At 75.1% G+C, this 17,361-nt stretch carries 15 protein-coding genes; 9 read left to right on the top strand and 6 right to left on the bottom strand.

All coding sequences use genetic code 11. The features are described from left to right. Positions 1–82 precede the first annotated feature (82 nt). The 4 genes from LPC08_RS03375 to LPC08_RS03360 form a co-directional block, all read right to left on the bottom strand. A complete protein-coding gene (locus LPC08_RS03375) occupies positions 83–1,096 on the bottom strand; it encodes a Bug family tripartite tricarboxylate transporter substrate binding protein (protein WP_230451335.1) in 1,014 nt (337 codons plus the stop codon). 136 nt (positions 1,097–1,232) lie between these two features. Next, complete coding sequence (locus tag LPC08_RS03370) at positions 1,233–2,024, bottom strand: ABC transporter ATP-binding protein (RefSeq protein WP_230451334.1); 792 nt, start codon at positions 2,022–2,024, stop codon at positions 1,233–1,235. Then, entirely contained in the window at positions 2,017–2,862 is an 846-nt protein-coding gene (locus LPC08_RS03365; RefSeq protein WP_230451333.1) for an ABC transporter permease, read from the bottom strand. Before LPC08_RS03365 ends, LPC08_RS03370 begins: the two co-directional genes overlap by 8 nt. Then, positions 2,862–3,821, bottom strand: coding sequence for an ABC transporter substrate-binding protein (locus LPC08_RS03360; protein WP_230451332.1), 960 nt, complete (start codon positions 3,819–3,821; stop codon positions 2,862–2,864). Before LPC08_RS03360 ends, LPC08_RS03365 begins: the two co-directional genes overlap by 1 nt. A gap of 185 nt (positions 3,822–4,006) precedes the next feature. On the opposite strand from LPC08_RS03360, the gene LPC08_RS03355 reads away from it, so the two are divergent. Beyond that, positions 4,007–5,146, top strand: a complete 1,140-nt coding sequence (locus LPC08_RS03355) for an iron-containing alcohol dehydrogenase (RefSeq protein WP_230451331.1) — start codon at positions 4,007–4,009, stop codon at positions 5,144–5,146. Between the two features lie 10 nt (positions 5,147–5,156). On the opposite strand, the gene LPC08_RS03350 is transcribed toward LPC08_RS03355, so the two are convergent. Next, positions 5,157–5,987 carry an IclR family transcriptional regulator gene (locus tag LPC08_RS03350; RefSeq protein WP_230451330.1) on the bottom strand — a complete coding sequence of 277 codons (831 nt, stop codon included), beginning with the start codon at positions 5,985–5,987 and terminating at the stop codon, positions 5,157–5,159. A gap of 135 nt (positions 5,988–6,122) precedes the next feature. Between LPC08_RS03350 and LPC08_RS03345 the strand changes: the two genes are divergently transcribed. The 6 genes from LPC08_RS03345 to LPC08_RS03320 all read left to right on the top strand — a co-directional run bounded on the left by LPC08_RS03345 (position 6,123) and on the right by LPC08_RS03320 (position 14,210). Continuing rightward, positions 6,123–7,091, top strand: coding sequence for a cupin domain-containing protein (locus LPC08_RS03345; protein WP_230451329.1), 969 nt, complete (start codon positions 6,123–6,125; stop codon positions 7,089–7,091). 150 nt (positions 7,092–7,241) lie between these two features. After that, positions 7,242–8,582, top strand: coding sequence for a diaminopimelate decarboxylase (gene lysA / locus LPC08_RS03340; protein WP_230451328.1), 1,341 nt, complete (start codon positions 7,242–7,244; stop codon positions 8,580–8,582). Next, positions 8,579–11,245 carry a DUF4175 domain-containing protein gene (locus LPC08_RS03335; protein ID WP_230451327.1) on the top strand — a complete coding sequence of 889 codons (2,667 nt, stop codon included), beginning with the start codon at positions 8,579–8,581 and terminating at the stop codon, positions 11,243–11,245. Before lysA ends, LPC08_RS03335 begins: the two co-directional genes overlap by 4 nt. 191 nt (positions 11,246–11,436) lie before the next feature. Beyond that, positions 11,437–12,414 (top strand): peptidylprolyl isomerase, encoded by a 978-nt coding sequence (locus tag LPC08_RS03330; RefSeq protein WP_230451326.1) that lies wholly within the window; start codon positions 11,437–11,439, stop codon positions 12,412–12,414. Positions 12,415–12,417: 3 nt separating this feature from the next. Beyond that, the gene (gene argJ, locus LPC08_RS03325; RefSeq protein ID WP_230451325.1) at positions 12,418–13,656 is read left to right on the top strand and encodes a bifunctional glutamate N-acetyltransferase/amino-acid acetyltransferase ArgJ; all 1,239 of its coding nucleotides are present in this window, start codon (positions 12,418–12,420) and stop codon (positions 13,654–13,656) included. A gap of 203 nt (positions 13,657–13,859) precedes the next feature. Then, positions 13,860–14,210: a hypothetical protein gene (locus LPC08_RS03320; RefSeq protein WP_230451324.1), complete on the top strand. Its 351-nt coding sequence runs from the start codon at positions 13,860–13,862 to the stop codon at positions 14,208–14,210. Between the two features lie 30 nt (positions 14,211–14,240). Here LPC08_RS03320 and LPC08_RS03315 read toward each other — a convergent pair whose 3' ends face one another. Continuing rightward, the gene (locus LPC08_RS03315; RefSeq protein ID WP_230451323.1) at positions 14,241–15,539 is read right to left on the bottom strand and encodes a sulfite oxidase; all 1,299 of its coding nucleotides are present in this window, start codon (positions 15,537–15,539) and stop codon (positions 14,241–14,243) included. 192 nt (positions 15,540–15,731) lie between these two features. Between LPC08_RS03315 and dctP the strand changes: the two genes are divergently transcribed. Continuing rightward, positions 15,732–16,757, top strand: coding sequence for a TRAP transporter substrate-binding protein DctP (gene dctP, locus LPC08_RS03310; RefSeq protein WP_230451322.1), 1,026 nt, complete (start codon positions 15,732–15,734; stop codon positions 16,755–16,757). After that, complete coding sequence (locus tag LPC08_RS03305; RefSeq protein WP_230451321.1) at positions 16,754–17,356, top strand: TRAP transporter small permease; 603 nt, start codon at positions 16,754–16,756, stop codon at positions 17,354–17,356. The genes dctP and LPC08_RS03305 overlap by 4 nt, the downstream gene beginning before the upstream one ends. Positions 17,357–17,361 lie beyond the last annotated feature (5 nt).

Here is a 17,361-nt window from a genome sequence, read left to right as displayed (position 1 = left end):
CATGCCCGCCGCGATGGCGGGCCTGCCGGGGGTGCGGAAGCCTGTCCGGGCGGAGGGGGCAGCGCCGCTGCCCCGCCCCGCGTCAGAGGCCCGACTGGATGTTGCGGCTGCGGATGACCTCCGCCCACATCGCCGTCTCGCGACGGATGCGGGCGTCGAACGCCGCCAGCCCCTCGTCGCTGACGGTCAGGCCCTGGGCGGTCAGCGAGGCCAGGGTGGCGGGGCTGTGGATCACCGCGCGGACCTCCTGGTGGATTGCCGCCTGCAACTCGGCCGGCATCGCCTTCTGCCCCAGCAGCCCGTACCAGGAGGTGATGTCGAAGCCCGGCAGGCCGAGCTGCTCCAGCGTCGGGATCTCCGGCGCGACCTCCGACCGGGCGGCGGTGGTCAGGGCCAGGGCGCGCACCTGCCCGCCGCGGATCGCCGTCAGCACCGCCGGCAGGTTGGTGAAAAGAAGCTGCACCTGGCCGGAGATCACGTCCGTCACCGCCTGGCTGGACCCGCGATAGGGCACGTGCAGCATGGCCATGCCCGTGCGCTGCGCCAGCAGCTCGCCCGCCAGGTGGAGCTGGCTGCCGACGCCGGGCGAGGCATAGGTGACGCCGTCGGGGCGCGACTTCGCATAGGCCACCAGCTCCTCGACCGTCCGCACCGGCAGGCGCGGGTCGCAGACGATGACGTTCGGCGCGGTGGCGAGCAGGCTGATCGGCGCCAGGTCCCGCTCCACGTCGAAGGGCATGTTGCTCAGCAGGGTCGGGTTGATCGTCAGGTTCCCCGCCGGCACCAGCAGCAGGGTGGAACCGTCCGGCGCGGCACGGCGGGCGGCGTCGATGCCGATGTTGCCGTTGGCGCCGGTGCGGTTCTCGACCACCACGTTCTGGCCGCTGCGGGCCTGGATGCCCTGCGCCACCACCCGCGCCAGCACGTCCACCGGCCCGCCCGGGGTGAAGGGGGCGACGATGGTCACCGGCTTCGTCGGCCAGTCGGCCGCATGGCCGGGGCGGGGCAGAAAGGGCAGGGCCAGGGCGGCGGCCAGCGCCCCGCGCCGGGTCAGGCCGGGGCGGCGGGTGGGCATCCGGGGCGGTGCAGGAAGCATGACGGGGATCCTCGGGACAGGCGGCATCGTGCCGTGATCGGAGAAGCCGGGCCAGCATCGGCCCCGGCCCGGATGGCCGTCTCCCTTCCCGGGGCCGGGGCCTTCTGCGGGCCCCGTTGCGGCGGCCGGGGCCGTGTCAGGCGGCGGCTGGCTCCGCGCCGCGCGGGGCGCTGACGCGGGCCAGCTCCTCCGTCATGCGGCGGCGCACGGCGTTGAACTCGGCCGACATGGGGTCGCGCGGGCGTGGCAGGTCGATGGCGACATCGGCGGCGACGCGGCCGGGATGCGGTTGCAGCACCACGACGCGGTCGCCCAGCATCACCGCCTCCTCCACTGAATGGGTGACGAAGAGGACCGTGACCTTCTCCCGCTCCCAGATGCCCAGAAGCTCGCTCTGCAACCGCTCGCGCGTCATCGCGTCCAACGCGGCGAAGGGCTCGTCCATCAGCAGCATGCCGGCGCCGTTGGCCAGCACGCGCGCGATGGAGACGCGCTGCTTCATGCCGCCGGAGAGCTGGTGCGGATGGGATTCGGCGAAGGCAGAGAGGCCCATCATGGCGAGGAAGGCGTCCACCTTCTCGCGCAGCACGGCGCGCGGCACCCGGCGCTGGCGCAGGCCGAAGCCCACATTGTCGCGCACGGTGAGCCAGGGGAAGAGGCCGTAATCCTGGAAGACCATGCCGCGGTCCGGGCCCGCGCCCTTCACCGGGCGCCCCTCGACCAGCACGCTGCCGCCGCTCGCCGCCTCGAAGCCGGCGACGACGCGCAGCAGGGTGGACTTGCCGCAGCCGGAGGGTCCGAGCAGGCAGACGAACTCGCCGCGCCGCACCTGGAGGTCGATCCCCGCCAGCACCGGCAGCGCGCCCTGGGGCCCGTCGAAGACCTTCCACAGGCCGGAGACGTGAAGGTGCAGGGGGCTGTCAGACATGCTGCGGACTCCAGGCGAGGAGGCGGCGGCCGATCGCGACCAGGGCGCGGTCGGAGAGGAAGCCGGCGAGGCCCATCACCACCATGCCGACCAGGATCATGTCCGTGCGGGAGACGGAGCGCGCCTCCATGATGACGGCGCCGAGGCCGAGCGGCACGCCCGTCATCTCGCCCACCACGATGATCACCCAGGCGATGCCCAGGCCCAGGCGCAGCCCGGTGAAGATGCTGGGCAGCGCCCCGGGCAGCACGACCTGGCGGAACAGGCCGGAGCCGCGGCAGCCCAGCATCGCCGCCGCCTCGAACAGGCGCGGCTCCACGCTGCGCACGCCGAGCACGGTGTTGAGCAGGATGGGGAAGAAGCAGGCCAGCGCGATCAGCGCCAGCGCCGCCTTGGCGCCCAGCCCGAAGAACATGATGGAGAGCGGCAGCCAGGCCGTGACCGGCACGGGGCGCAGCATCTGGATCGGCGGGTCCAGCAGCTCCCGCACCCAGGCCAGCCGCCCGATGGCCAGGCCCATCGGCACCGCCAGCAGGGCCGCGATGGCGAAGCCGCCGAAGACGCGCCCGGCCGAGGCGCCGAGATGGTCGAGGAAGGTGCCGGAGAAGGCGTCGTCGTTGATGCCGCCGAAGACGAAGTCCACCAGGGTCTGCGCCACCTCCCAGGGGGCGGGCAGCAGCACCGAGGGGCTGAGCCAGGCGCTGACCGACCAGAAGAGCAGCACCAGCCCGGGGATGGCCACGGCCAGCAGCGCCGGCCGCCAGCGGGCCAGGGCCGGACGACGTGCGGCAGAGGAGCCCGCCGGCGCGGCGGGAAGCACGGCGGCGGGCGCGGACATCAGGCGAGGCCCTGCTTCGCGACCTCGTCGGAGACGCTGCGGTCGATCAGCCTGTCCAGATCGGGCAGGCGGCGGATCTGCTTCGCCTCCAGCATCGCCTGGGCGAAGTGGCCGGCGCGCTCCTTGAAGGCGTCGTCGATCCGCCAGGCGGGCTCGACGTTGCGCACCGCGACCTCCATAGCGTCGCGGCGCACGCCGTAGCGCTCCACCCCCATGTCCACGAAGGCGGCGGGGTTGGCGCGGAGGAACTCCGAGGCCCGGGCATGGGCGAGCAGGAAGCCGCGCACGAGGTCGCGCTTCTCCGCCAGCACCTCGGGCCGGGTCAGCAGGGCGGCGTTCAGCTTGCCCATGGCGGTGGAGTAGGGGTACTCGACCACCTTGCCGGCGCCGCTGGTCACCGCCACGCCCGAGGAGGGCTCGGTGCCGACGAAGGCGTCGATGTCGCCGCGGATCAGCGCCTGCGCCATCTCGCCGAAGGTCAGGCGCACCACCTGCACGTCGCGGATGCTCATGCCCTCCTGGCGCAGCCGGGCGTTGAACACCAGCTCCTGCGTCGAGCCGGCCTGGAGGCCGACGCGCTTGCCCTTCAGCCCGCGCAGCCCGTCGATGGCCTGGTCGGCCCGGCCGGTGATGTTGATGGAGCCGTCGAGGAAGTCGCCGAAGACCACCACCGGCTCGCCGTTGACCGAGGCGGAGATGGCCGTGCCGATGCCCGCATTGGCGATGTCGGCGGAGCCGGAGAGCAGCGCGTTCTTCGCGTCGGCCGGCACGTCCACGCCGATGATCTCGATCTTCAGCCCGGGCGGGGCGAAGCGCTCGTAGAAATAGACCACGGCGGCGGCGGCGGCCTTCACGTGCACGAAGCGGACGGTGCGGGCGTCCTGGGCCCGGGCCTGGCGCGCGAGGAAGGGCGTGGCCAACGCGGCCGCCGCGAGGCGATGGAAGTTCCGACGATGCATTCCGGTGGGCCCCCGTCCGTGAAAGCCGCGTGTCGCTGGAAACGGCGCGCGCCCCGGCTTGCGGCCCTGGGCGGCCGCCACGCACGGGGTTGATGGCATGGCGGAGGAGTGACACCATACCGCTCCCCTGTCAAACAGTGTTTTGCCGACAAAACGGCATGCCGCGCCCAGCGAAAGCCGCCCCGATGGACCTCGACCTGCTGCCCATGCCCCGCCTGCTCTCCGCCCCGGGCGCGCTGTCGCGCCTGCCGGCGGAGCTGCGCGCGCTGGGCGCGACCTCGGTCCTGGTGGTGACCGACCCCGGCCTGACCCGCGCCGGGCTGGCGGGGCGGGCCGTGGCGCTGCTGCGCGAGGCGGGGCTGGATGCCCTCCCCTACGACGGGGTGGAGGCCGACCCGCCGGCGCGCTGCGTCGAGGCGGCGGTGGCGCGGGGCGCCGGGGCGGATGCGGTGGTGGGGCTGGGCGGCGGCAGCTCGCTGGACGTGGCCAAGCTCGCCGCGCTGCTGCTGCGCTCGCCGCAGCCGCTGGAGGCGATCTACGGCCGCAACCTGGCGCGCGGCCCGCGCCTGCCGCTGGTCCAGGTGCCCACCACCGCCGGCACCGGGTCGGAGATGACGCCGACCGCCGTCATCACCCGCGGCCCCTTCGACAAGCGCGGCGTGATCGCGCCGCAGCTGCTGCCCGACCTCGCCCTGCTCGACCCCGCGCTGCTCGCCGGCCTGCCCGCCGCCGTCACCGCCGCGACCGGCATCGACGCGATGACGCATGCGGTCGAGGCCTACACCACGCGCCACCGCAAGAACCCCGTCTCCGACGCGCTGGCGATCGGCGCGCTGCGCCTGCTCGCCCCGGCGTTGGAGACGGCGGTGCGCGAGCCCGGCAACCTCGCGGCGCGGGAGGCGACGCTGCTCGGCGCGGCCATGGCCGGGGCCGCCTTCGCCAACGCCCCCGTGGGCGCCGTGCACGCCCTGGCGCACCCGCTGGGCGACGGCCGCTTCAAGCTGCCCCACGGCCTGGCCAATGCGCTGCTGTTGCCGCATGTGGTGCGGTTCAACGCGCCCGCCGCCGCGCCGCTCTATGCGGAGCTGGCGGAGGCGCTGGGCTGGCCCCTGCCGCCGGGCTGCGCCGCGGACGGCTTCGCCGCCCGGATCGAGGCGCTGATCCGCGCCACCGGCCTGCCGCCCCGCCTGCGCGAGCTGGGCATCGGCGAGGCGGACCTGGCCCTGCTCGCCGAGGAAGGCATGAAGGTGGACCGCCTGCTCGCGAACAATGCCCGGGAGGTGACCCCGGACGATGCGCTGGCGATCTTCCGCGCCGCCTGGTAGCGCCCCCCGGCTACCGCCCCGCCTCCGCCTCCCCGACATGCCCCAGGGCGCGGGAGATGGCGGCCGCCGCGGCCAGCACCTCCTTCGCCAGCCGGCCGCGCATCTCCGCCTCGTTGGTGAGGAGGGCGACGGTGGAGACGTTCACCGCCGCCACCACCTGTCCCGACACGTCGCGCACGGGGGCCGCGACGCTGGCGACCCCCGCCTCGTAGCCCGCGACATGGGCGACGAAGCCCCGCGCGCGGTCCGCCTTCAACTGCGTCGCCAGGGCCGGCAGGGTGGTCGCCGTGCCGGCGCCGTAGCGGCGCATCGGGTGGCTGGCGAAGCGGGCCGTCACCTCCGCCGGATCGAGGGCGGCGAGCAGCACGCGCCCCATGGTGGTGGCATGCGCCGGCAGGCGGCTGCCGACATGCACCACGCTGGCCAGCGCCGCGCGGGTCGGCAGGCGGGCGAGGTAGACCACCTCCACCCCCTCCAGCACGCCCAGATGTGCCGTCCAGCCGGTCCGGTCGCGCAGCGCCTCCAGATGCGGCGTCGCCACCTCCACCAGGTCGCGCCCGGCGAGGTAGCCATAGCCCAGCCGCAGCACCTGCGGCCCCAGCGAATAGGTCCGGGTCGCGGGATCGTGGAGCAGGAAGCCGAGCTGATCGAGTGTATAGGCGATGCGGTAGGTGGCGGAGCGGGTGACGCCCAGGGCCGCGGCCAGCTCGCCGAGCGTCAGGCGACGGCGATCGGCGGAGAAGGCCTGGAGCGCCTGGAGCCCGCGCACCAGGCCGGGGACGAGGTAGCGGTCGTCCGCCACGCCCTCCGGCCCCGCGGCTGCCGCCTCCGTGACTGCCATCGCCCCGCCTCATGTTTTACCTGTAAAACATCGTATAGCAGGCCAAACGTCGTGGCGCTACCTCCTCCGTCACGCGAGGCGCCGCGACGGCCCCGCCCGAACGTCCCCACCGGCTTCAGCCAGGAGGCACCGCCCATGAACGCCATCACCAAGCCCGCCCCCGCCTCGCCCGCCCAGGCGTCGCTCGCGGCGGAGCTGCAGCGCCATATCGGCCGCCACGCCCAGAAGTCCTTCGACTGGGACGCCTTCCCCTCGAACCGCGGCTATCCGGAGCTGGCGCGCGCCCAGATGCGCTATATCGGCGCCGGCGGCTCGCCCAAGGTCGGCGACAGCGCCACCATGAAGCCGGACCACTTCACCCTGAGCCTGATCTACAAGGAGCCGGGCAAGTACGCCGCCTGCCACGCGCACGAGATCGAGGAGTCCTTCCTCATCCTCAAGGGCGTGCTGACCGTGGGCTGGGAGCAGGACAACCGTGTGGTCGAGGTGAAGCTCGGCCCCAAGGACATGATCCTGAACGCCCGCGACGTGCCGCACGGCTTCCGCAACGAGGGCGTGGAGCCGGTGCTGATGAGCATCAGCGTCGATGTCGGCGCGCCGCAGCCGCCGCGCTATGCCTTCCACCCCAAGGACACGGATGCCGCCCTGGCCCGCGCCTTCGGCGCCAAGCCCGGCCAGACGGAGGTGCTCTCGGCCGAGGGCAGCCACCCGCTCCAGCAGCTGATGGCGCACCACGTCATCCGCTTCGCCGAGCAGCCGACGATCTGGGACGCCGCCGGCTTCTCGCGCAAGGTCTATGTCGGCGAGGGCGGGGTGCAGTCCACGACGGCGCGCAAGGAGATGATCGGCATCCCCCGCGGCGTCGGCGTGAAGCCCTATGTCCGCCCGGTCGAGGACGCCTACCTCGTGACCGAGGGCGTCGTGACCGTCGGCTGGTTGGGCGATGACGGCGAGGCGGTCGAAGCGAAGCTCGGCCCGCTCGACGTGGTGAAGACCCCCGCCGGCCGGCCGCACTGGTTCCGCAACGACGACATGGCCGACGCCCAGATGTTCCTGGTGGTCGGCGAGCCGGGCAAGGAGACGGTGCGCTTCGAGAAGGCCTGAGCCGTCGCGCGGCCGCGGGGGAGGGTCCGCCCCTCCCCCCCGGATGCCGGCCTTGCCGCCGCCCGCCGGGCCACCGCATGGCGGCCCGGCGGGTCTCCCGATGTTTCCTGCCTTCCCCCCTTGCCCGGGCGCCCCCACACTAGGGGCACCATGTCCGCCCCCCTTCCCGCCCCGGCCGAGGCCGGGGACCCCGATTTCGCCGAACTGCTCGCCCAGCGTCCGCAGCTCTCCGCCCATGCCCTGGATGGGCTCTGCCTGGAGGGGGTGCCGCTGGCGCGCCTCGCCGAGGCAGTGGGCACGCCCTGCTGGGCCTATTCCGCCGGGACCCTGCGCCGCCGCTACGGCGCCTTGCGCGCCGCGCTGAAGGGCGCGGGGCTGGACGCCTCCATCCATTACGCGGTGAAGGCGAACGACAACCTCGCCGTCCTGCGCGTCCTGGCCGCCGAGGGGGCGGGCGCGGACGTGGTCAGCGAGGGCGAGCTGCGCGCCGCCCGCGCCGCCGGCATCCCGGCGGGGCGCATCGTCTTCTCCGGCGTGGGCAAGACGGAACGCGAGATCCGCCTGGTCCTGGCGGAGGGCATCTTCCAGCTCAATGCCGAGAGCGTGGAGGAGATCGACATGATCTCCTCCGTCGCGGCCTCGATGGGCCAGGTCGCGCCCGTCTCGATCCGGGTGAACCCGGACGTGGACGCCCGCACCCATGCCAAGATCACCACCGGCAAGGCGGAGAACAAGTTCGGCGTCGCCATCGACGACGCCGCCGCGCTCTACGCCCGCATGGCCGCCCTGCCCGGCCTCCGCCCGATCGGCATCGCCGTGCACATCGGCAGCCAGATCACCGCCGGCCTCGCCGCCTACCGCGCCGCCTATGCCAAGGTGGCGGAACTGGTTCGGGCGCTGCGCGGCCGCGGCCTGCCGGTGGAGCGGGTGGATGGCGGCGGCGGACTGGGCATCCCCTATCGCGACGAGATCGCTCCCCCGCCCGAGGCCCTGGCCGGTGCCCTGGCCGGCGCCTTCAAGGGCCTCGGCCTGCCGGTGATGGTCGAGCCCGGCCGCTGGATCGCGGGGCCCGCCGGCGTGCTGCTGGCACGCGTCGTGCTGGTCAAGCGCGGCGCCACGCGGCGCTTCGTGGTGCTGGATGCGGGGATGAACGACCTGATGCGGCCCGCCATGTACGACGCCTGGCACGGCATCCTCCCCGTCTCGCCGGGGGCGCTGCACGCGCCGCGCAGCCCGGCCGACGTGGTGGGCCCGGTCTGCGAGACGGGCGACACCTTCACCCAGGGCCGCGCCCTGCCGGAGCTGGCGCCCGGCGAGGTGGTCGCCGTGCTGGATGCGGGGGCCTACGGCGCCTCCATGTCCTCCACCTACAACGCCCGGCCGCTGGCGGCCGAGGTGCTGGTGGAGGGCGACCGCTGGGCGGTGGTGCGGGACCGCCAGCCCTTCGAGGACCTGCTGGCCCGCCAGCGCATACCGGAGTGGATGGGATGACGGCACCGCCAGAGAGCCTTCCCCCGGGCCTGGACCGCCGCCGCCGGCTGGCGCGGCTCGCCCTGTTCTGGGAAGCCCTCTGGCCCCGTGCCTGGCCGGTTCTGGCGGTGCTGGGGGTCTTCCTGACCGCCGCCCTCGCCGGCCTGTTCCTGATCCTGCCGGCGGCGCTGCACGTGGCGCTGCTGCTCCTCTTCGCCGCCGCCCTGGGCTGGAGCCTGTGGCGCGCGGCCCGCGTCTTCCCGCGCGCCGATGCCGCCGCCGCCGACCGGCGGATCGAGACGGCCTCCGGCCTCTCCCACCGCCCGCTCGCGGCCCTGGCCGACCGCCCCGCCACCAACGACCCCGCGGCGCTGGCCATGTGGCAGGCGCACCTGTCGCGCCAGTTGGCGAAGCTGCGCGACCTGCGCGTCGGCACCCCCCGCCCCGGCCTGCCGCGCCGCGACCCGCGCGCCCTGCGCCTGGGGCTGGTGGTGGCGCTCCTGGCCGCCGTGGTCGTGGCCGGGGGCGAGGCCGGGGAACGGCTGCGCCGGGCGGTGCTGCCGGCCATGGCCGCTCCGGTCCCGGTGCCCGCGCTGCGGCTGGAAGCCTGGGTCACGCCGCCCGCCTATACCGGGGCGGCGCCCGTCTTCCTCAACCCCGCGGGTGGGGCCGTCACCGTGCCGGCCGGCTCCGGCCTGCGCGTGGCGTTGTCCGGCGGGACGGGCGGCGTGCCGGAGCTGGTGCTGGCCGGCAACGCCACCCCCTTCCGCGGCCTGGACGCGCAGAGCTTCGGCGCCGAGCTGCCCTTGCAGGCGGGCGGCCGCCTGCTGATCCGCCGCGACGGGCAGGAGCTGGCGGCCTGGTCGCTCTCCGTCCAGGACGACGCCCCGCCGAGCATCGCCTTCGCCGAGCCGCCCGCCCCGGCGCCGCGTGGCCTCGCCACCCGCCTGCCCTGGCGCGCCGAGGACGACTGGGGCGTGGCCGAGGCACGGGCCGAACTGCGGCTGGAGGCACGGCCGGAGGCGCCGCCTCTGGTGGTGGAGCTGCCCATCCCCCCCGGCCAGGCACGCAACCCGCGCGGCACCGCGCAGCCCGACCTCTCCGCCCATCCCTGGGCCGGGCTGCCGGTGCAGGTGCGGCTGGTGGCCCGCGACGGCGCGGGGCAGGAGGGCCGCTCGGACGCCGCGACGCTCAGCCTGCCGGAACGGAGCTTCGAGCACCCGGTCGCCCGCGCCGCCATCGCCGTGCGCAAGGCGCTCTCCCTCGACCCCACCGCCCGGATCCCGGCCCGGGAGGCGCTGGACCGCATCGCCGCCGCGCCGGAGGCCTTCGAGAACGACACCGCGACCTACCTCTCCCTGCGCGTCGCCCGCAGCCGGCTGACCCGCGACCGCCGCCCGGAGGCGGTGGGCGAGGTGCAGGAGATCCTGTGGGACCTCGCCCTGGCGCTGGAGGAGGGCCGCGTCGACCGCACCGCCCGCGCCCTGGCCGAGGCGCGGCAGGCGCTGCGCGAGGCGCTGGAGCAGCAGCGCCAGCAGGAGCGCGCGGAGGCGGAGCGCCGCGAGAGCGGCCAGCCCCCCTCGCCCGAGGAGCGGCAGGCGCAGGACCAGCGCCGCGCCGAGACGGAGCGCCGCGTCCAGGAGCTGCGCGAGGCGGTGCGCCGCCACCTGGAGGCGCTGTCGGAGCGGCTGCAGCGCGAGAATGCCGAGGCCATGCCCTATGACCCGTCGCAGCGCATGATGGACCGGCGCGACATGGAGCGCCGCGCCGACCGCATGCGCGACGCCGCCCGGGAGGGCCGCACCGAGGACGCCGAGCGGGAGCTGGCCGAGCTGGAGGAGATGCTGCGCGCCCTGGAGGAAGGGCGGGTGCAGCGGGCCGAGCCGCGGCAGCGCCAGCAGCAGCGCGAGCGCGGCCAGCAGCAGATGGGGGCGCTGCAGGACATGGTGCGCCGGGAGTCGCAGCTGCTGGACCGCAGCCATCAGCGCAACGAGGCGGAGGAGCAGCGCGCCGCCCGCGAGCGCCGGGCGCAGCCGCAGCGGCCGGCCCCCGGCCCGTCCGGCCAGCGCAGCCCGCAGCCGCCCCCGCCGGGCCAGGGCGAGCAGGAGCGCCGGCAGGCGGATCGGGACGAGCAGCAGGATGCCCGCACGCAGCGTGCCCTGCGCCGCGCCCTGGGCGAGCTGATGCAGCAGTTCGGCGACCTGACCGGCGAGGTGCCGGAGGCGCTGGGCCGCGCCGACCAGGCGATGCGCGAGGGCGCCGAGGCGCTGGCCCAGGGCGGCGACGCCCGCCCGCACCAGGAGCGCGCGATCCGCGAGCTGGCCGAGGGCGGCCGGCAGATGGCCCAGTCCATGCAGCGCCAGTTCGGCCAGAACGGCCAGCAGGGCGAGGACGAGGGCGAAGGCCAGGAGGGCGAGGGCACCGCCAACGCCGACGGCAACGAGCAGGGCGGGCAGCAGGGCCGCGATTCGGCCGCGGCGCAGGGCCAGGGCCGCGACCCGCTGGGCCGCCGCACCCGCGAGGCGCCCGGCGCGGCCGAGGAGGGCGGCGATACCAGGGTGCCGGAGGAGGCGGAGCTGCTGCGCACCCGCCGCATCCAGGAAGAGCTGCGGCGGCGCGTCGGCGAGCGCGAGCGCCCACCGCAGGAGCTGGAGTATTACGACCGCCTGCTGCGGCGGTTCTGACGCGCGCCGGGGCGGACGGCACCCCCCCGGCCGGCCACACGCCCGGGCCGGGGCGGCCACGCACCCGGGCCGGGACGGCCACGCACCCGGGCCGGGACGGCCACGCGGCGGCGTGATGGCGTGGGGGTTGTCGCCCCCCGGTGCCGGCGGCATCTTCCGGGGCCGAACCCCCCTCCTGGACACCTGTTCCGATGCGTCTGTCCGTTCCGGCCCCTCTCCTGCGGGCCCTGTCCCGGGGGGCGCTGCCTCTCGCCGCCCTCTCCATCGGCCTCCTCGCCCAGCCGGCCGCGGCCCAGGCCCCGGCGGCGGCCCCCCCGGCCTCGGGGGCACGGACACCCGGCAGCAGCCAGGCGGTGCCCGATCCGGTGGTGGCGCGCGTGAACGGCCAGGAGATCCGCTTCTCGGAGCTGCGCGAGGCGGCGGAGCAGTTGCCGGAGGAGGTGCGGGGCGCCCCGCCGCCGGTGCTCTACCCGCTGATCCTCGACCAGCTCATCGCGCAGAAGGCGCTGGTCGCCGCCGCGCGGGCGGAGAAGCTGGACCAGGATCCGGAGGTGCGCCGCCGCGTGGCCCGGGCCGAGGAGCAGGAGATGCAGCAGGCGCTGCTGCGCCGCGAGGTGACGCCCGCCCTGACCGAGGAGGCGCTGCGCCGCCGCTTCGAGGCGACCGCCGCCAGCCGCCAGGGCGAGGAGGAGGTGCATGCCCGCCACATCCTGGTGGCGAACGAGGCGGATGCCCGCGCCATCCTGGAGGAGGTGAAGCGCCCCGGCGTGGACTTCGCCGAGGTGGCGCGGCGCCGCTCCTCCGGCCCCGGCGCCCAGCAGGGCGGCGACCTGGGCTTCTTCAAGAAGGGCGACATGGTGCCGGAATTCGCCGAGGCCGCCTTCGCGCTGCAGGCCGGGCAGATCTCCGATGCCCCGGTGCGGACCAATTTCGGCTGGCACGTCATCAAGGTGGAGGAACGCCGCAAGGCCCCGGCGCCGACCTTCGAGGAGAGCCGCGAGCAGCTCCGCCAGGCCGCCTTCGAGGAGGCGGTGAACGCGGCGGTGGAGCGCTACCGTGCGGCGGCGCAGGTGGAGCGCTTCAACCTGGACGGCAGCCCGCTCCGCGCCCCCTCGGCGCTGGACGGCGCCACCCCGCCGCCGGCCGCGGCCCCGGCGCAGCGGCGCTGAGCCATGGCCGGCAAGGACCTTCCCGTCTCGCCCATGGCGGTGCCGCTGCCGGGGCTGCCGCCGCTCGCCGGCGTCTCGCTCGGCACGGCCGCGGCCGGCATCCGCTACAAGGGCCGCGACGACGTCATGATGATGCAGCTCGCCCCCGGCACCACCGTGGCGGGCGTCTTCACGAGCAACAAATGCCCCGGCGCCCCGGTGGACTGGTGCCGCGCGGCGCTGAAGGGCGGCCGCGCCCGGGCGGTGGTGGTCAATGCCGGCAACGCGAACGTCTTCACCGGCCGCGCGGGGACGGAGGCGACGCGGGCCACCGCCGAGGCGGCGGCGCGGCTGGTCGGCTGCGACCCGTCCGAGGTCTTCCTCGCCTCCACCGGCGTGATCGGCGAGGCCCTGCCGCACGACCGGCTGACCGCTGCCCTGCCGGCGCTGCACGGGGCGCTGCAACCGGACGGCTGGGCCGCGGCGGCGCGCGGCATCATGACGACCGACACCTTCCCCAAGGCCGCGACCCGCACCGCGCGGATCGGCGAGGGCACGGTCACCATCACCGGCATCGCCAAGGGCTCCGGCATGATCGCGCCGGACATGGCGACGATGCTGTGCTTCGTGGCCACCGATGCGAAGGTCCCCGCCACCCTGCTGCAGGTCATGCTGCGCCGGGCGGTGGACCAGTCCTTCAACCGCACCACGGTGGATTCCGACACCTCCACCTCCGACACGGTGCTGCTCTTCGCCACCGGGCAGGCGCAGCATGCGAAGGTGCCGCTGCTGGGCGGGCAGCTGCTGCGCGACTTCCAGCAGGCGCTGAACGACCTGCTGCTCGACCTCGCGCTGCAGGTGGTGCGCGACGGGGAGGGCGCGCAGAAGCTGATCCGCATCGAGGTGACGGGCGCCGTCTCCGACAGCTCGGCCAGGACGGTCGCCATGGCCATCGCCAACTCGCCGCTGGTGAAGACCGCGATCGCCGGCGAGGACGCGAACTGGGGCCGCATCGTCATGGCGGTGGGGAAGGCCGGCGAGCCGGCCGACCGCGACCGCCTGTCCGTCGCCGTCGGCGGCACCTGGATGGCCAAGGATGGCGGCGTGGTGCCGGGCTATGACGAGACGCCGGTGGTGGCGCACATGAAGGGCCGCGAGATCGAGATCGCGGTGGACCTGGACCTGGGACGCGGGACGGCCACGGTGTGGACCTGCGACCTGACGCACGGTTACATCGACATCAACGGCGCGTATCGGAGCTGACGCGCCACCCCCGGCGCGACGCGCCGGGGAGCCGGCCGCCAGGGACCGGCCGGGGGTGCGGCGTCCGCCCCGGCCGCCGCGACGCCCCCGGCGGCAGCGCCCTGCCCGTCCGGACCAAACCCTACCCGGCGGCAGGCGTTCTCCTGGTCCGGTCCCAAGGGCATCGATCACCCCCCTTGGCTGCGGCAAGGACACGCCTCCGCATGCATCCCCGATCCAGAACTGCCCGCCGCCATGCCCGCGCCGCCGTGGCGAGCCCTCTGGCCGGCGAGGTGATCCTGCTATGGGCCGGGGCCATGCTGCTCGGCCTGGCCCTGGCCTGGCCGGCCCTGGGGCAGACAGCGGTCCAGCCGCCGGTCGCCTCGCCCACCCCCGGTCCGACGATGCCCAACCCACCCCGCGACGCGGATGGCCGGCCGGGCGGTCTCGTGCGCCCGCCCGCCGGGGTCGACCCGGGCATCCATGCGCCGGCCCCCGATCCGGCGCCCCATACCACGCCGGTCATTCCCCCGCCCGGCACGCCGGGGGGCAACCCCTCCCTCCAGCCGCGCTGACGCGCCGGGCGGTCGCCACGGGGCGCGCCGCTACCCCAGCAGGATCGCCGTCCGGATGATGGCGTTGCCGCCATACCCCTGCGGGTTCCAGTTCTCCGCCCGCAACGGCTGGGTCCGGCCGCTTGTGTCGGTGGCGCGGGTCCAGACCTCGACATACCCCGCACCGGGCAGCGTCACGGCGCCCGCCCAGCGTTGCCAGGCGTAGCGGTTGATCGGCGAGGCCACCGCCATCTCCTGCCAGGTCGCGCCGAAATCCACCGAGACGGCGACCGCCCGCACCGCCTCGTCACCGGCCCAGGCATGGCCACGCAGCTCCAGCCGCCGCAACCCCGCCGGCAGCCGGGCGCCGTGCGGCAGGTTGGTCAGCACCGCGCGCACCGGCATCGACGTCAGCTCCACGAAGTCATGCCCATCCGGCGCGGAGCCCGGCTCGATCGGCCGCACCGGGACGCGGTAGGCGGTGCCGCCCATGCCCGGCCCGTCGTGCGGATCGGGACGCAGGGTGATCCGCGTCAGCCATTTCTGCGACAGCGACCCGGGCCAGCCCGGCACCACCAGCCGCAGCGGATGGCCATGCACCGGCGGCAGGGGCTGCCCGTTCATCCGCACCGCCAGCAGCGTGTGCGGCTCCAGCGCCTTGGCCAGCGGCATGCCGCGGCTGATCGCCTGCCGGCCGGTCGCGGGATCGGCATCGGCGCCGAAATGGCCGGTGAAGCGCGCATCCGCCCTCGGCTCCGCCGCCCGGATCAGGTCCCGCAGCCGGTAGCCGGTCCACTCGCACTGGCTGACGGCGCCATTGCCCCAGGGGTTGCCGTGCGTCGCCGGCACGAAGCCGGATCGCCCGTTGCCGCCGCATTCCAGTTGCAGCCGCAGGGTCACCGGCCGGAAGCGCCGCTCCAGCTCCGCCACCGTCAGCTCCAGCGGCCTGGACACCGCGCCGTCGAGGCGAAGGGTCCAGGCGGACGGGTCGGGACAGGGCGGCGGCTCCCGGCCGTTGTTGCGGACGAAGACGTGCCCGACCGGCGTCACCTCGTCGTCCAGCAGGGTCTCGGGCGTCTCCGCCACCAGCGGGGCTGCCTGCAGCAGGCGCAGCGGCGCCTTGCCGCCGCGCCGCAGGGCGGGACCTTCCGCTCCGGCCGGGGGACGCAGCGCCGCGGCCAGGGGCAGGCCCGGCGGCAGCCGGTCGAGGAACGGGATCGGGGTGTCCGGCGGCGCGCCCATGGCCGCCAGCGCCGCCGCGAAGGGCTCCTCCCCCCGTGTCCAGGCGAGCGGCCCGCCGCCCGGGCCGATGGCGGGCAGGTCCCGCCGCAGGTGATCGGAATAGGTCATCGCGGCCTCCCTGATCCCGGCCGAGCGCACGGCCCCGGCGACAGTTCCATTCCCTCCGGATGCGGCGCAACGGAAGATTTTGCTCCCGCCCTGGCACGCCGGCTGCTTCCCGTCGGGACGTGGGCGCGGAATGCTGCGCCGACGGTGGAGTCGCCCGCCACCAGGCACCACCAGGCCGAGGAGACCCGCACCATGCCGCCCAGCCCCCCGCCCTCCCCGGCGCCGTCCCGCCGATCCCTCCTGGGGCTGGCGGCGGCCCTGCCGGCCCTGGCCTGCCCTCCCCTCGCCCGTGCCCAGGGGACGCCGATCCAGCTCCGCATCTCCACCGCCGCCACGGAGACCGACTGGCTCGCCCAGGCGATGATGCGGTTCAAGGAGGGTGTGGAGCGTGCCAGGCCCGGCGCCTTCGCCGTCGCGGTGCATCCCACCTCCTCGCTGTTCCGCCAGGGGACGGAGCTGCCGGCGCTGCAGCGCGGCAACCTGGAGATGAGCACGATGACCACCTTCGAGGTGGACCAGCAGCTCCCGGAGCTGGGTGCCTATTCCGGCGGCTACGTGCTGCGCGACCACCCGCATCTGCGCCGCGTCTTCGACGGGCCGCTGGGCGCCGAGTATGCGGAGCGGGTCGCCGCCGGGATGGGGGTGCAGCTCCTCGGCACGGTCTATCTCGGCACGCGGCAGGTGAACCTGCGCAACCCGCGCGAGGTGAAGCTCCCTGCCGACCTGCGGGGCGTGAAGCTGCGCATGCCGCCCGGCCCGGGCTGGACGGCGCTGGGGCGGGGGCTGGGCGTGACGCCGACGCCGATGCCCAACCCGGACGTCTACCTGGCGCTGAAGAGCGGCGCGATCGACGGGCAGGAGAACCCGCTGGGCCTGACCCGCGCGAACAACTTCCACGAGGTGACGCAGCAGCTTGTCCTGACCGCGCACCTGGTGCAGCCCGTCTTCCTCGCCTTCGGCAAGCCCTTCTGGGACCGGCTGAACCCGGCCCAGCGCGACGTGCTGCGCGAGCAGGCGAAGCTCGCCGCCACCTGGCACGACGAGCGGCGCGTGGCGGACGAGGTGGCGGTGCTGGAGCAGTTCCGCGCCGGCGGCATGAAGGTCGCCACCCCCAACCGGGACGCCTTCCGGGATTCGGTGCGCAAGCAGTACGCGGAGGCCGGCATCTCGCAGAAATGGCTCCCCGGTCTGGAGGACCGCATCCAGGCCGTGGCGTGAGCGCGCCGGTCCCGCGCCGCGCGGCGGAGATCGCCCCCGCCGTCGCGGCGCCGGCCCCCCGCGCCGACCGCCCTTCGCGCGGGCCCCGCCTGCTGGCCTGGGCCGAGGCGGGCGCGGAGGCCGTCTCCGTCCTGCTCTTCGCCGCGATCCTGGCGATCTGCCTCGCGGGCATCGCCTGGCGCTACCTGCTGGACGACCCGCTCTATTGGTCGGACGAGCTGGCGATGGTCGCCTTCGTCTGGGCCACCTTCTGGACGGACGCGCTGGTGACGCGGGAGCGCGACCACGTCGCCTTCGACATCCTGTGGGACGTCTCCGGCCCGGTGGCGCGGCGCTGGACGGGCATCGCGCAATGCGCGCTCTTCGCCGGGCTCTTCGCCGCCGCCCTGCCGGCGGTGGTGGACTATGTGCTGTTCCTGCGGCTGGAGCGCAGCTCGGCGCTGGAATGGCGGCTGGACCTGATCTTCTCCTGCTTCATCCTCTACATGGCGAGCGTGGTGGTGCGGCTGCTGGTCAAGCTGGCGCGTCTCTGCGGCCCCGGCTGGCGCGCGCTGGTGGCGCCGGACGAGGCGCCCAACACCGCCAACATCGTGGGCTGAGCACG

Origin of the sequence: Roseomonas sp. OT10, assembly GCF_020991085.1 — a bacterium.
GTDB classification, from domain to species: domain Bacteria; phylum Pseudomonadota; class Alphaproteobacteria; order Acetobacterales; family Acetobacteraceae; genus Roseomonas; species Roseomonas cutis.
This window is presented reverse-complemented; position numbering and strand designations above follow the sequence as displayed.